We start from the raw sequence: 12,947 nt of genomic DNA on the forward strand, positions 1-12,947 counted from the left end.
GCTGTTTCAGCCGCCCTGATCCTGTTCCGGATCGTAATGATAACAAAAGCATGAAATCTTGTTGCCGTCCGGGTCGCGCAAATAACAGACGTAAAAGTCGGGTTCATACCTGTCCCGAATTCCGGGTTCGCCTTCGTCACTTCCGCCGTTTTCCAAACCAGCCGCGTGAAACCGACGAACCAGATCTCCGCTCTCAACGGGAAATGCGATCATTGTCCCGTTCCCAACGGATGCCGGGGCCGCGTTGAAAGGCTGGCATATCCAGAAACCTGTTCCTTGGTCCGGCTTGCTTCCCCATCCGGCCCAGGTTTCTGACCAACCCGGCAGGCGAGGCTGACCAAGCACGGAAAAGATCGCGTCATAAAACCGGATCGCACGTTGCAGATTGTTGGTTCCTACAGTCGTAAAAAGTTCCAAAGCGCACCTCGAACAACCAGTCGACCCAAGCATGGGGTGCAAATCGTCGAAGTTAAACAAAAAAGACCCCGGATGGTCCGGGGTCGAATTTGCCGTTATTTTGCGTTCCTTGGCGTCATCCTTGCAGGGATTTCACCTCAACATCGCCTTCGGTCTGCGCCTTGATGGCCAGCGCAGCCGCATGACTCGCGGCGGCTGTTGTATAGTAGGGGATACGGTCAAAAAGCGCGATGGAACGGATCGAGCGGCTATCCTCGACCGCTTGTGCGCCTTCGGTCGAGTTCATGACCAACTGGACGCCGCCATCCTTCATCAGGTCGGTGACATCAGGGCGGCCTTCGTACACCTTGTTGACCACCCCGCACGGCACGTCGTGCGCATCCAGCCAGCTTTGGGTGCCGCGCGTCGCGACCAGAGTGAAGCCCTGATCGACCAGAACCTTGGCCGCCTCAAGCATTGCAGGACCTTTGTCCGCGTCCTTGATCGAGATGAACGCGCACCCGGTATGGGGCAAAACCATCCCGGCACCCATCTGTGCCTTCAGGAAGGCGCGGGGGAAGTTGCGGTCCCAACCCATAACCTCTCCGGTCGAACGCATTTCGGGGCCCAGAATGGTATCCACACCGGGGAATCGCGCAAAAGGCAGAACTGCTTCCTTCACCGAGAACCACGGCATATCCGGGTCAACCAGTGTCATTTGGTCGGCGATCTTTGTGTCGTCCACTGTCTTGTAGGCAGGGCGCATCGGGAAGTCCGACAATTTTTCACCAGCCATCAGGCGAGCCGCGATCGAGGCAATCGCGCTGTCGGTGGCTTTTGCGACGAAGGGTACAGTGCGCGAGGCGCGCGGGTTCACTTCGATCAGGTAAATCTCGTCGTCCTTGATCGCGAACTGCACATTCATCAGGCCGACAACGTTCAGTGCCTTGGCCAGTTTAAACGTTTGATCCTTGATCTGGTCGATTGTCTCTTTGGACAGCGAATAAGGCGGCAGCGAACAGGCGGAGTCACCCGAATGAACGCCAGCCTCTTCGATATGCTGCATGATGCCGGCAACATGCACGTCGGTGCCGTCACACAGCGCATCCACGTCCAGTTCCACCGCACCGGCCAGATAGCTGTCGAGCAGAACCGGGCTGTCGCCCGAGACCACCACGGCCTCGTTGATATAGCGTTTCAACTGATCCATATCGCGCACGATTTCCATCGCACGCCCGCCCAGAACGTAAGAGGGGCGGATCACCAGCGGGAAGCCGATCTCTTCCGCGATTTCCAACGCTTGTGTGTCGGTCGAGGCGATGCCGTTCTTGGGCTGCTTCAGACCCAGTTCGTTGACCAGCGCCTGGAAACGCTCACGGTCTTCGGCCAAATCAATGGCGTCCGGGGTGGTGCCAAGGATCGGGATGCCCTCGGCCTCAAGCGCATTCGCCAGTTTCAGCGGGGTTTGGCCACCAAACTGAACGATCACACCGTGCAATGTTCCGTTTTCCTGCTCTTTGGTCAGGATTTCCATCACGTGTTCGAAGGTCAGTGGCTCAAAATACAGACGGTCCGAGGTGTCGTAGTCGGTCGATACCGTCTCGGGGTTGCAGTTAACCATGATGGTCTCGTACCCCGCGTCGGTCAGTGCGAAACAGGCGTGGCAGCAGCAATAGTCGAACTCGATCCCCTGACCGATCCGGTTCGGGCCGCCGCCGAGAATGACGACCTTTTTGCGGTCAGATGGGCGCGCTTCGCATTCGACCTCACCCATCATCGGGGCTTCGTAGGTCGAGTACATATAGGGCGTCTGCGCTTCGAACTCTGCCGCGCAGGTGTCGATGCGTTTGAACACCGCATTCACACCCAGATTTCGGCGCGCGCGGCGAATGTTGCTTTCTTCCCGACCCGTCAGGTTTCCCAGACGCGCATCGGTAAAGCCCAGCATTTTCAGTCTGCGAATACCATCTTCAGTAACGGGCAGACCCTCTTTGCGCACCGTGCGTTCTGCGTCGACGATTTCGCGGATACGGGCAAGGAACCACGGGTCGAATTTGGTGACACCAAAAATCTCGTCATCGCTCAACCCGTGGCGCATTGCCTGCGCGATAGTGCGCAAGCGATCCGGCGTCTGTTGGCTGATGGCTTTGGTGACTGTGGCCTTGTCGTCGGCCTCTTCCCAGACGCCCACGTTCAGCCCGGGGATTTCGATTTCGTCGAACCCGGTCAGACCCGATTCCATCGAGGCGAGCGCCTTCTGCATGGATTCGTGGATAGTCCGGCCGATGGACATGGCCTCACCCACCGATTTCATCGCGGTGGTCAGATAGGGTTCGCTGCCCGGGAATTTCTCGAACGCGAACTTCGGGATCTTGGTGACGACATAGTCAATCGTCGGCTCGAACGAGGCCGGTGTGACTTTGGTAATGTCATTGTCCAATTCGTCCAGCGTGTAGCCCACCGCCAGTTTGGCCGCGATCTTGGCAATCGGGAATCCGGTCGCCTTGGACGCCAGCGCGGACGACCGCGACACGCGTGGGTTCATCTCGATGACGACCATCCGGCCATCGTCGGGATTGATCGCCCACTGTACGTTCGACCCTCCGGTTTCGACACCAATCTCACGCAGTACCGCAATCGAGTGATTGCGCATGACTTGGTATTCCTTGTCGGTCAGCGTCAGGGCTGGGGCCACAGTGATCGAATCCCCTGTGTGCACGCCCATTGGATCCACGTTCTCGATCGAGCAGACAATGATGGCGTTATCCGCAGTGTCGCGGACCACTTCCATCTCGTATTCTTTCCAGCCCAACAGGCTCTCGTCGATCAGGATCTGACCCACGGGCGAGGCATCCATACCCGAGCGGCAAATATGGATATAATCTTCGCGGTTATAGGCAACACCGCCGCCTGTGCCGCCAAGCGTGAATGCAGGGCGAATGATCGCGGGCAGACCCACTGTTTCAAGGGTTTCGAGCGCCAGCGCCACGCCCGCATCCAAATCCTTTCGGTCCTGGTCGTCCTTTGGTGCCGTTACAATCTCGGCCTTGGGGTTTTCGATACCCAGCCGGTCCATCGCCTCGCGAAACAGCTTGCGGTCTTCGGCCATTTCGATTGCATCACGCTTGGCACCGATCATCTCGACCCCGAACTTGTCCAAAACACCCATCTCTTCCAGCGCCAGAGAAGTGTTCAGCCCGGTCTGACCGCCCATTGTGGGCAGCAAGGCGTCGGGGCGTTCCTTTTCGATGATCTTCGCGACAACCTCGGGCGTGATGGGTTCGATATAGGTCGCATCGGCCAGACCGGGATCGGTCATGATCGTTGCAGGGTTCGAGTTCACCAGAATGACCCGGTATCCTTCTTCCCGCAGCGCCTTACACGCTTGTGCGCCGGAATAGTCGAACTCGCATGCCTGGCCGATAACGATGGGGCCTGCCCCGATGATCATGATCGACTGGATGTCGGTTCTTCTCGGCATGGCCTTGTTCCTTCGATTGTCCGCGAGTCAGGGCACCGCCCCAGCGCCCAAATTGTCCTGCGTTATAGGGACCGCGCGAAAAGGTGCAAGTGGTATCGGAAACAGAGGCGAAATTGCCGCTTTCCCCCCTTTCCCTTGGTGGCGTATTCTCTATATCGCGCAGCACGGCTTATGAGGATGCAATTGCGTATTCGTTTTGATCAGGGGCCTGCCGGGCGCGGAACCCGGTTTGACCGCCCGTCCCGGATTATTCGCGCCGACCGCGCGGATGAGGTGCCCCAGGCTCTGGCGGCGCTGGATGCGGCGCGGGCGGACGGGTCATGGTTGGCGGGCTATGCCAGCTATGAATCGGGCTACGTGCTTGAGCCGCGCCTGGCCAAGCGGTTGCCCGATGGTCGGCGTTTGCCGCTGCTGTGCTTTGGCGTCTATGACGCGCCGGATCGGGTTGGGCTGTCCAAAGACCTTGGTGAGGTGACGGGTTTTCAGCCGCGTTGGGATGAAGCGCGGTACGAAGCTGCGTTTCGCTCTGTCCACGAGGCGATCGGCGCGGGCGATATCTATCAGGCCAACCTGACATTTCCGATTGATCTGACGGTCTCCGGTGACAGCGCCGCGCTTTATGCCACATTGGCCGCGGGCCAACCTGTCGGGCACGGTGCGCTGGTGCAGCAGGATGGGTTGCCGGACCTGCTCAGCCGTTCGCCCGAGCTGTTCTTTCGCACCGATGCGGATGGCGGCATCGAAACGCGCCCGATGAAGGGAACACAGCCGCGCAGCGAAGATCCCGACGAAGACGCCAGGTTGCGCAGTTTTCTTGCTTCGGACGCAAAGAACCGTGCTGAAAACCTGATGATCGTTGACCTGCTGCGCAATGACATCAGCCGCGTGGCCCTTGCCGGATCGGTGCGTGTGCCGGAACTTTTCAAGGTTGAGACCTATGCCACCGTGCATCAGATGGTTTCCCTGGTGCAGGCGCAACTGCATCTGGGCGTCGGATTGTCCGATATCCTGACCGCGTTGTTCCCCTGTGGCTCAATCACCGGCGCGCCGAAAATTCGTGCGATGGAGATTCTGTCTGAATTGGAGCCGTGGCCGCGCGACATCTATTGTGGCACCATCGGCTGGGCCGCGCCGGACGGGCGATCCGAGTTCAATGTCGCGATCCGAACCCTGATGGTCGAAGGCGACAGCGCGACCCTGAACGTGGGCGGCGGCGTCGTTTGGGACAGCACCGCCCATTCGGAATATGAGGAGGCTCTATGGAAAGCCCGCTTCGCGCACCATCTGAGCCTGATTTCCGCCTGATCGAAACGCTCGCGTTCCGGCCAGAACAGGGTTTTGTCCGCAAGAACCGCCATCTGGCCCGGATGGCACGGTCAGCAAGCGCTTTTGGCGTTCCGTTTGATACGCACGCAGCCGATAAGGCCTTGATGACCGCCAACGGAGACGCGCCCCTGCGCTGCCGACTGACACTTGATGCGGCTGGCCGATTTGATCTGACAACCGGGGCGTTGGGCCCAACCCCCGATTTGTGGCGCATCGCAATATCGGACGTTCGGCTTGAGGCTTCGGATATCTGGTTGCAGCACAAGACAACACGCCGCGCTGTTTATGACGTTGCGCGGGCCTCTTTGCCGCAGGGCGTGGATGAGTTGGTGTTTCTGAATGATCGTGAAGAACTTTGCGAGGGGACAATCACAAATCTCTTTCTCGATATGCCGGATGGACGTCGCCTGACGCCGGATCTCGCCAGTGGGCTGTTGCCCGGAATTTTGCGAGAGGAGCTTTTGGAGACCAAAAAGGTCACCGAGGCAACACTGACCTTGACCGATTTGCGAAATGCACAAACTGTTCGAATGGGGAACTCCCTGCGTGGGTTGATCCGGGTGGAGCTTGTAGAACATTGAAAGCAAACAGCGAATGGTCACTGTCCGCACCAAACCAACAGTGGTTGAGGCTGGAGTTTGGGCTGTTCTTCGTTGCTGTCCCAATCCTGATCGCCGTCTTGTTCCCACCCGATTGGATGTTCCCGTCGCTGTTCACGTTTACGGCAATCGGTATCGCGCTGCTGCACTTCACGCCCGGATTTGCATGGGCTGAACTGCGGTACAACTGGCGTAACTGGTCGTGGTTGGAGCTTGTCGTTTTTACCGTTCTGATGGCGGGTTTCTGCACGGCATTGGTTTTGATCACCCGACCCGGCGCAGCGTTTTCCCTGCTTATCCACCGACCGGAATTGCTGGCCTTCATCTGGGTCGGCTACCCTCTGGCGTCTGCATTGCCGCAAGAATTGTTGTTCCGCTCTCTGTATTTCCGCCGTTATCAGGCAATCCTGCCAAGCGGCCGGGCGGCCTATCTGCTGAACGCCGCGCTCTTTTCACTGGCCCATCTGATGTATTGGAGCTGGATCGTCGCGGTCATGACCTTTGGCGGCGGGCTGTTGTTTTCGTGGGCCTATCGCAAACGCGGGTCGTTCTTTTACGCCGTTTTGCTGCACGCGATTGCGGGGAATATCATCTTCGCTGCCGGGCTGGGTGTCTATTTCTACTCGGGCAATGTGCAAAGGCCGTTCTGACGGCGCGACCTGCCTTGACTTTCCCGGCGCGACGGGGTGTATCGGCGCGACGAATTCTGCGCCCGAAGGGATAACATCCATGCACGCCTACCGCAGCCACACCTGCGCCGCTCTGACCGCCGCCAATGTCGGTGAAACCGTCCGCCTGTCCGGCTGGGTGCATCGGGTCCGAGATCACGGCGGCGTGCTGTTCATCGACCTGCGCGACCACTTTGGCGTGACACAGGTTCTGTGCGATGGCGACAGCGCGGCTTTTGCCGAGTTGGAGAAGGTCCGCTCGGAATGGTGCATTCGTATCGACGGCACCGTCAAGGCGCGTGACCCTGAGTTGGTGAACCCGAAGCTGCCGACCGGCGAAATCGAGGTTTACGTGCGCGAGCTTGAGGTTCTGGGCGCTGCCGAGGAACTGCCGCTGATGGTCTTCGGCGATCAGGAGTATCCCGAGGAAACGCGCCTGCGCTATCGCTACCTTGATCTGCGCCGCGAGGTGATGCAGCGCAACATGACCCTGCGCTCGGACGTTGTGGCCTCAATGCGCAAGCGTATGTGGGATCAGGGGTTCCGCGAGTACCAAACGCCGATCATCACGGCCTCGTCCCCCGAAGGCGCGCGCGACTTCCTCGTGCCCTCGCGCCTGCATCCGGGCAAGTTCTACGCGTTGCCGCAGGCCCCGCAGCAGTTCAAACAGCTGATCATGATGTCGGGCTTTGACAAATATTTCCAGATCGCGCCGTGCTTCCGTGATGAAGACCCACGGGCCGACCGCTCGCCCACCGATTTCTATCAGCTGGACCTTGAGATGTCCTTTGTCGAACAGCAGGACGTTTTCGACACGATCCAGCCCGTTCTGACTGGCGTGTTCGAAGAGTTCGGCGGTGGCCGCAAGGTGGATCAGGAGTGGCCGCAGATTTCCTACAAGGACGCGGCGCTTTGGTACGGCACCGACAAGCCCGACCTGCGGAACCCACTTAAAATGCAAGTGGTCTCGGACCACTTTCGCGGGTCTGGCTTCGCGATTTTCGCGAAGCTGCTGGAGCAGGAAGGTACCGAAATTCGCGCCATCCCGGCGCCGTCTGGCGGCAGCCGCAAGTTCTGCGACCGGATGAATGCATTCGCCCAAAAAGAGGGTTTGCCGGGGATGGGCTACATCTTCTGGCGCGATCAGGGTGAGGGGATGGAGGCCGCAGGACCGCTCGCCAAGAATATCGGACCCGAACGGACCGAGGCGATCCGGCAGCAGCTGGGTCTGGGCGTCGGTGACGCGGCGTTCTTCCTCGGCGGCAAGCCGAAGGCCTTTGAAAAGGTTGCGGGTAAAGCGCGTGACGTCATTGGCGAAGAACTGGGCCTCACCGAGAAAGACCGGTTTGCCTTTGCCTGGATCGTGGATTTCCCGATCTATGAGCAGGATGAAGAGACAGGCGCGATTGATTTTGAGCACAACCCGTTTTCAATGCCGCAAGGTGGGATGGAGGCGCTGAACGGCAATCCGCTCGACGTGCGCGGTTACCAGTATGACCTTGCCTGTAACGGGTATGAGCTGGTCTCGGGCGCGATCCGGAACCACAAACCCGAGATCATGCTCAAGGCCTTCGAACTCGCCGGTTATGGCGAGGATGAGGTGAAGTCCCGCTTTGGGGCGCTCTTCAATGCGTTCCATTATGGCGCGCCGCCGCATGGGGGCTGTGCTGCAGGGATCGACCGGATCGTGATGCTGCTGGCCGATGAGGCGAACATCCGCGAGGTCATGATGTTCCCGATGAACCAACGCGCCGAGGATCTGATGATGGACGCGCCCTCTGACCCGACTTCGGATCAGTTGATGGAACTGGGGCTCAGGCTGATCCCTCAGGAATAAACGCGGACCGCCCCGGCGCGGGCGGTCGTTTGATGAACAGACCGGGGCGGCGCTATTTGGAAACCAGATATGCGCCGCTTTTTCGGCGGCTTGTCCGAATTTTCCTGGCCGTGCGTCGCGTCCGCAGATACATCCAAATGCAAAGCAGCGACGCAGTAATGAAGTAGGCAATTTCCATGTCAGATCGCCTCCTGCTGCTGTAGGCGGAACTGCACCAAACCGGCGACTCTGGCGGCTTGCGCGGTGACCGGTGCGCCCTGCTCCCGCGATGTCGCCAATTGCCGTGCAGCTTCTGCCAGAACGGTGTCCTCTGCATCGCGTGCCACGCCGCTCAGGAATTGGACTACGTAATCCAGCGTTCGTTGATCCGTGGGACCTGCCAGCACATCGGCGATGTGGGCCATATCGTCCTGATACGCCATCGGGTCTGGATGAACGGTATCATCTTGCACAGCTTCCAAACCGCTTGGCCGCCGGTCTTCGGGCAATAGTTGCAGTATGGTCGACTGAAAATAGGCCAAGGATGTCATTGGTTTGGCCAGAAACCCATCGGCACCGGCATTGAATGCCAGAGCCTCGGCCCCGTCATCGCCGGACAGGCCCAAAATGGCGTCGATTCTTGGCACCTCTTGCGTCAGTTCGGCGATCAAATCCGCACCAGAGCCGTCGGGCAAGCCCATGTCCACAATGATAACCGACGGTCGATAAATTTGAAGATGCCGCCGGGCCGATGTCAGGCAGTCCGCCCGCCTGATCCGGGCACCGCTATGCAGACACATCAGTCGGATTGCATCGCAGGCGTAGCGGCTGTCCTCGACAACAAGGATCGTCTGACCCAGCAGCGGGCGCAGTCTTGTGGGCGAAGGATAAGGGGCGAATGGTCCCGAATCGTCCATGGCAGAACTCCTAATCAGCATGAGCTTTAGGCTAGGAACTCCTGGCTAACACCGGGTTAACGGGCAATTTGGCGCACTTGCCCTTTGATCGGACAGCCCCCATAACCGCTGCAACGCAGAACGCAGGAGCTTTTTATGATCGGTCGTCTGAACCACGTCGCCATTGCCGTCCCGGACCTCGAGGCCGCATCGGCCCAATACCGCAGCGCGCTGGGCGCCAAGGTTGGTGCGCCACAGGACGAACCCGATCATGGCGTGACAGTCGTTTTCATTGAATTGCCGAACACCAAGATCGAATTGTTGTACCCGCTGGGCGACGACAGTCCGATCAACGGATTTTTGGAAAAGAACCCGGCGGGTGGCATTCACCATGTCTGCTATGAAGTCGAGGACATTATCGCCGCGCGGGATCACCTGAAGGAAACCGGAGCGCGCGTTCTTGGTTCCGGCGAGCCCAAAATCGGCGCGCACGGTAAGCCGGTTCTGTTTCTGCATCCCAAGGACTTCAACGGTTGCCTCGTTGAATTGGAACAGGTCTGAGGCCCCGCAATGACGATAACTGCCGCTCTGGTCCTGTTCGCCGTTATCTGGTTTCTGACGCTACTGGTTGTCTTGCCCGTGCGGATCAAAACGCAGGGAGATCTGGGCGACATTGTTCCCGGAACCCATGCAGGCGCCCCGGAAGTGCATCACATGAAGAAAAAGCTCTGGATAACCACAGGAATTTCATTCGTTCTGTGGGCGATCATCGCCGGAGTCATCATTTCGGGTCTGATCTCGGTGCGTGATTTTGATTGGCTCAACCAGCTTGAACCGCGTGTTTAGTCATCAAGGCCTGTCGCCCGACAGATTGTGATAGATATGGGTGAACGTGGCGGCACCCAGGATCGGGATCACAAGGTTAACAAGTGGCACCGACAGCGGAATAGCCATGAGCGTACCCGCGACCCAGATCGTCGTGGCATGTTTTGCCCGCAGTTTTCGCGCACCCGCACGCCCTAACCGCCGCATCGCTGCAAGGGTGAAGTATTCCCGCCCCAGCAAAAACCCGTTCATGGCCCAGAAAATGAAGGGTGCCAGCGGCGTGAAGATGACATACAGGATCAACGCCAGAAGGTTGGCGACGATCAACACGCCAAGAAAACTCAGCGAGTCCCACAACGCGTCTGCAAACGGGACGGGTGGCACTTGTGGCAAGCTTGGATAATGCTTGTCTTCGACTGCCTGCGCGACCTCGTCCAGAAACAAAGATGTTATGGCCGAAGCCACTGGAACCATCAGAAAAACGGGCAAGATCAAAACGAGGAATATGCCGGAGTAATTCAACACATCGTTGAGCCAGGGAACTGGTCCGACGAAAGGTAACGAGATTTCAGTCCCTGACAAAGCGTTGATCAGCCAGATCGCGCCCGCGCAGGTCAAAATCAGCAGGATCACAGTCAGGCCCACGCCGCGCAGCAGAACCGACCGAAATCTGGGATCACCAATCTGGCCGAGGGCCGCGAAAAACGCGTTGAGTACGGTCATTCCGAAACCCATTGCGTCAGCGACGCAACATCAGGCCTTGGGCGTTCCGGCGGGGCCACCTTTTCCGTCGCGATGTAGATGAAACCCGCCACACGCTCATTCTCATCAAGACCCAGCGCCTGTTCACAGAATTCCCGATCGTGCGATTGCCAGCCCGACAACCAATTTGCGCCCCAGCCTGCCGCCAGCGCGGCGTTCAACAGCGCAAGACAGACGGCCCCAGCGGAATAGGTCTGTTCGATCGCGGGCACTTTTTCCGATGTCTTTTGGACTTCGATAACGGCAACGGCCAGTTGCCCCAAATCGAACTGACTGCGTGCTTTGGTAATTTCTTCTTCGGTCTTGCCCAAAACCCGGGCGCGTTCTTCGGTCAAATCCGCCAGTCGTGGCATCGCCCCTTTTTCGAGTACGATAAAGCGCCACGGCTCCAGCTTTCCATGATCCGGGCTGCGCGCAGCGGCGGTCAACAGGGGCAACAGTTCCTTACGCGACGGGGCAGGGCCAACCAATGTCTTTGCCGGTCGCGAACGGCGCGCCAGCAGAAATTCCAGTGCTGCGGGGTTTTTGAGGGACATATGTTAACTCTCTTCACATGGGCCGAGTTCTATCTCGTCCCTGGACGGGCAGTTTTCAAGGGCGAACTGAATGGATTGGCAGTACAAAATCAATCGCAATCGCCAAGACGGGGATATGGTCGCAGTTCGGGCAGGAGCCGGTGGCGCGCCTACGAGTCCTGACGGTCGGATTCCCGAATCTGGTAGACGCCTTCGGGCAGGTCCAGTGCCGCTGCAAGATCGCGGATTTGTTCTGGTGACAGGGTTATCTTTTGTATCTTGTCGGATCTCGGGTCCAATTGTTCCAACGTCACACACTCGGCAAAGCTGTTGATAACAATGTCCTCTTGCAAAGGCTTGGGGCCTTCGTCCACCAACGTGATAACCGTCGCGTCGAATTCATGCTCAATCGAAAACATGCCACCACAGTGCAGGGCAGCGCAGCTAATTGCAACCCGTTCTCGGGCAATTCCGAGGTGGCCCAGCAATGATTGCCGCGCTATGGTTGCCTGCCGGCAAGACTGATGGAAAGGATATGGAATGCGCCGTCTCGCCCTGATGCTGGTTCTGTTTCTGGCGGCGTGTGACAGCTCGTCTGTCGTCGTTATTCCGGCGGCCAACTGGGCCCCGACGTCGCCAGACCTGCGCGCTGTTGCGCCGGCCTTCAAGCAGGTCAGTACTGCGGTGGGTGACGCGTCTCGTGCAGAATGCAAACGGCGCACCCGCGCGGTGAACTGCGATTTTGTCATTCTGGTCGATCTCGATCCGCGTGCGCCTGCCAACGCGTTTCAAACCCTTGATGAAAACGGTCGACCGCTGATCATCTTCACCCAGTCGATGATCCTGTCCACGCAGAACCCTGATGAGATGGCGTTTGTCATGGGGCATGAAGCCGCGCATCATGTTTTGGGGCATATTGCCCGTCAGGCCGAAAACGCGAAGGAGGGTGCCCGCATTTTCGGTGATCTGGCCCGAAAGCAGGGCGAGGACGCAGCCGGAGTGGAACGCGCGCAGGAAATTGGGGCCGAAGTCGGGGCACAGTATTATTCCCGGGCGTTTGAGTTGGAAGCGGACCAACTTGGCACCGTCATCACCAACTCTGCCGGATACAACCCATTGGTCGGGGCCGAGTTCTTTCAGCGGATCCCTGATCCCGGCGACCGGTTCCTTGCATCGCATCCGCCCAATGCCGAACGGGTACAGGCCGTTCTTCAAACTGCGTCCGAGCTGGGTTTGACGCGATGAGCGATTTGACCCGATTGGGTGTTGTTCTGACCGACCGGGGGTCAAGATACGCGGTTTCAGGTGGAATTGTCAGCAGCCGCAAGGACGTCGACGCGTTGTTGGCTGACCTGAAGTCCGATAAGTCTTATGCCAAGGCAACCCACAACACCTGGGCGGCGGTTTTGCCGACCGGCGCGCTCAAGGCGGACGATGGCGAGTCGGGCGCGGGCATGGTCATTCTAAGGATGATGGAACGGGCGGGGATTTCCAACCACGTGATCATCGTGACGCGTTGGTACGGCGGCAAGAAGCTGGGCGGTGACAGGTTTCGACGTGTTCAGGACGCGACGCGGGATTATCTGGACCACTTGGAGACTGGGCTTTGACCTAAATCAAAGGCGCGCGGCTTTTGCCCCGGTACCGTTTCGCCCATGGCGAC

14 protein-coding genes are annotated in these 12,947 nt (G+C 58.7%); 8 read left to right on the forward strand and 6 right to left on the reverse strand.

Annotated features, from left to right (window positions below; genetic code table 11):
* Positions 1-6 precede the first annotated feature (6 nt).
* Both RA28_RS22970 and carB read right to left on the reverse strand, forming a co-directional pair.
* The gene (locus RA28_RS22970; RefSeq protein ID WP_241481058.1) at positions 7-213 is read right to left on the reverse strand and encodes a hypothetical protein; all 207 of its coding nucleotides are present in this window, start codon (positions 211-213) and stop codon (positions 7-9) included.
* 319 nt (positions 214-532) lie between these two features.
* Positions 533-3,877: a carbamoyl-phosphate synthase large subunit gene (carB, locus tag RA28_RS03865; protein ID WP_039523881.1), complete on the reverse strand. Its 3,345-nt coding sequence runs from the start codon at positions 3,875-3,877 to the stop codon at positions 533-535.
* A gap of 177 nt (positions 3,878-4,054) precedes the next feature.
* Between carB and RA28_RS03870 the strand changes: the two genes are divergently transcribed.
* The 4 genes from RA28_RS03870 (at position 4,055) to aspS (ending at position 8,307) form a co-directional block, all read left to right on the forward strand.
* Positions 4,055-5,182 carry an aminodeoxychorismate synthase component I gene (locus RA28_RS03870; protein ID WP_039523883.1) on the forward strand — a complete coding sequence of 376 codons (1,128 nt, stop codon included), beginning with the start codon at positions 4,055-4,057 and terminating at the stop codon, positions 5,180-5,182.
* Positions 5,137-5,784, forward strand: coding sequence for an aminotransferase class IV family protein (locus RA28_RS03875; protein ID WP_039523886.1), 648 nt, complete (start codon positions 5,137-5,139; stop codon positions 5,782-5,784). The genes RA28_RS03870 and RA28_RS03875 overlap by 46 nt, the downstream gene beginning before the upstream one ends.
* Entirely contained in the window at positions 5,781-6,452 is a 672-nt protein-coding gene (locus RA28_RS03880) for a CPBP family intramembrane glutamic endopeptidase (protein ID WP_052261263.1), read from the forward strand. The genes RA28_RS03875 and RA28_RS03880 overlap by 4 nt, the downstream gene beginning before the upstream one ends.
* Before the next feature lie 79 nt (positions 6,453-6,531).
* Complete coding sequence (aspS, locus tag RA28_RS03885; protein ID WP_039525712.1) at positions 6,532-8,307, forward strand: aspartate--tRNA ligase; 1,776 nt, start codon at positions 6,532-6,534, stop codon at positions 8,305-8,307.
* 179 nt (positions 8,308-8,486) lie between these two features.
* Here aspS and RA28_RS03890 read toward each other — a convergent pair whose 3' ends face one another.
* Positions 8,487-9,203 (reverse strand): response regulator, encoded by a 717-nt coding sequence (locus tag RA28_RS03890; RefSeq protein WP_039523888.1) that lies wholly within the window; start codon positions 9,201-9,203, stop codon positions 8,487-8,489.
* 135 nt (positions 9,204-9,338) lie between these two features.
* Here RA28_RS03890 and mce point away from each other — a divergent pair, with 135 nt between their 5' ends.
* Complete coding sequence (mce, locus tag RA28_RS03895) at positions 9,339-9,743, forward strand: methylmalonyl-CoA epimerase (protein WP_039523890.1); 405 nt, start codon at positions 9,339-9,341, stop codon at positions 9,741-9,743.
* Between the two features lie 9 nt (positions 9,744-9,752).
* On the forward strand, positions 9,753-10,028 hold the full coding sequence (locus tag RA28_RS03900; RefSeq protein WP_039523893.1) for a DUF1467 family protein: 276 nt from the start codon (positions 9,753-9,755) through the stop codon (positions 10,026-10,028).
* A gap of 3 nt (positions 10,029-10,031) precedes the next feature.
* Here RA28_RS03900 and RA28_RS03905 read toward each other — a convergent pair whose 3' ends face one another.
* The 3 genes from RA28_RS03905 to RA28_RS03915 form a co-directional block, all read right to left on the reverse strand.
* Positions 10,032-10,730, reverse strand: coding sequence for an EI24 domain-containing protein (locus tag RA28_RS03905; protein WP_082029758.1), 699 nt, complete (start codon positions 10,728-10,730; stop codon positions 10,032-10,034).
* A complete protein-coding gene (locus RA28_RS03910; RefSeq protein ID WP_039523899.1) occupies positions 10,727-11,305 on the reverse strand; it encodes a nitroreductase family protein in 579 nt (192 codons plus the stop codon). Before RA28_RS03910 ends, RA28_RS03905 begins: the two co-directional genes overlap by 4 nt.
* 149 nt (positions 11,306-11,454) lie before the next feature.
* Positions 11,455-11,703, reverse strand: a complete 249-nt coding sequence (locus RA28_RS03915) for a hypothetical protein (RefSeq protein WP_039523901.1) — start codon at positions 11,701-11,703, stop codon at positions 11,455-11,457.
* 121 nt (positions 11,704-11,824) lie between these two features.
* Between RA28_RS03915 and RA28_RS03920 the strand changes: the two genes are divergently transcribed.
* On the forward strand, positions 11,825-12,529 hold the full coding sequence (locus RA28_RS03920) for a M48 family metallopeptidase (RefSeq protein ID WP_039523904.1): 705 nt from the start codon (positions 11,825-11,827) through the stop codon (positions 12,527-12,529).
* Positions 12,526-12,894 (forward strand): YigZ family protein, encoded by a 369-nt coding sequence (locus RA28_RS03925; RefSeq protein ID WP_039523906.1) that lies wholly within the window; start codon positions 12,526-12,528, stop codon positions 12,892-12,894. Before RA28_RS03920 ends, RA28_RS03925 begins: the two co-directional genes overlap by 4 nt.
* The last annotated feature ends 53 nt before the right edge of the window (positions 12,895-12,947 follow it).

The organism is Ruegeria sp. ANG-S4 (genome assembly GCF_000814005.1).
Classification (GTDB): Bacteria; Pseudomonadota; Alphaproteobacteria; order Rhodobacterales; family Rhodobacteraceae; genus Ruegeria.

Coding starts and splice junctions, on each gene's coding strand:
- RA28_RS22970 (WP_241481058.1), bottom strand. CDS start 213: ATGATCGCATTTCCCGTTGAGAGCGGAGATCTGGTTCGTCGGTTTCAC.
- carB (WP_039523881.1), bottom strand. CDS start 3,877: ATGCCGAGAAGAACCGACATCCAGTCGATCATGATCATCGGGGCAGGC.
- RA28_RS03870 (WP_039523883.1), top strand. CDS start 4,055: ATGCAATTGCGTATTCGTTTTGATCAGGGGCCTGCCGGGCGCGGAACC.
- RA28_RS03875 (WP_039523886.1), top strand. CDS start 5,137: ATGGAAAGCCCGCTTCGCGCACCATCTGAGCCTGATTTCCGCCTGATC.
- aspS (WP_039525712.1), top strand. CDS start 6,532: ATGCACGCCTACCGCAGCCACACCTGCGCCGCTCTGACCGCCGCCAAT.
- RA28_RS03890 (WP_039523888.1), bottom strand. CDS start 9,203: ATGGACGATTCGGGACCATTCGCCCCTTATCCTTCGCCCACAAGACTG.
- mce (WP_039523890.1), top strand. CDS start 9,339: ATGATCGGTCGTCTGAACCACGTCGCCATTGCCGTCCCGGACCTCGAG.
- RA28_RS03900 (WP_039523893.1), top strand. CDS start 9,753: ATGACGATAACTGCCGCTCTGGTCCTGTTCGCCGTTATCTGGTTTCTG.
- RA28_RS03905 (WP_082029758.1), bottom strand. CDS start 10,730: ATGACCGTACTCAACGCGTTTTTCGCGGCCCTCGGCCAGATTGGTGAT.
- RA28_RS03910 (WP_039523899.1), bottom strand. CDS start 11,305: ATGTCCCTCAAAAACCCCGCAGCACTGGAATTTCTGCTGGCGCGCCGT.
- RA28_RS03915 (WP_039523901.1), bottom strand. CDS start 11,703: ATGTTTTCGATTGAGCATGAATTCGACGCGACGGTTATCACGTTGGTG.
- RA28_RS03920 (WP_039523904.1), top strand. CDS start 11,825: ATGCGCCGTCTCGCCCTGATGCTGGTTCTGTTTCTGGCGGCGTGTGAC.
- RA28_RS03925 (WP_039523906.1), top strand. CDS start 12,526: ATGAGCGATTTGACCCGATTGGGTGTTGTTCTGACCGACCGGGGGTCA.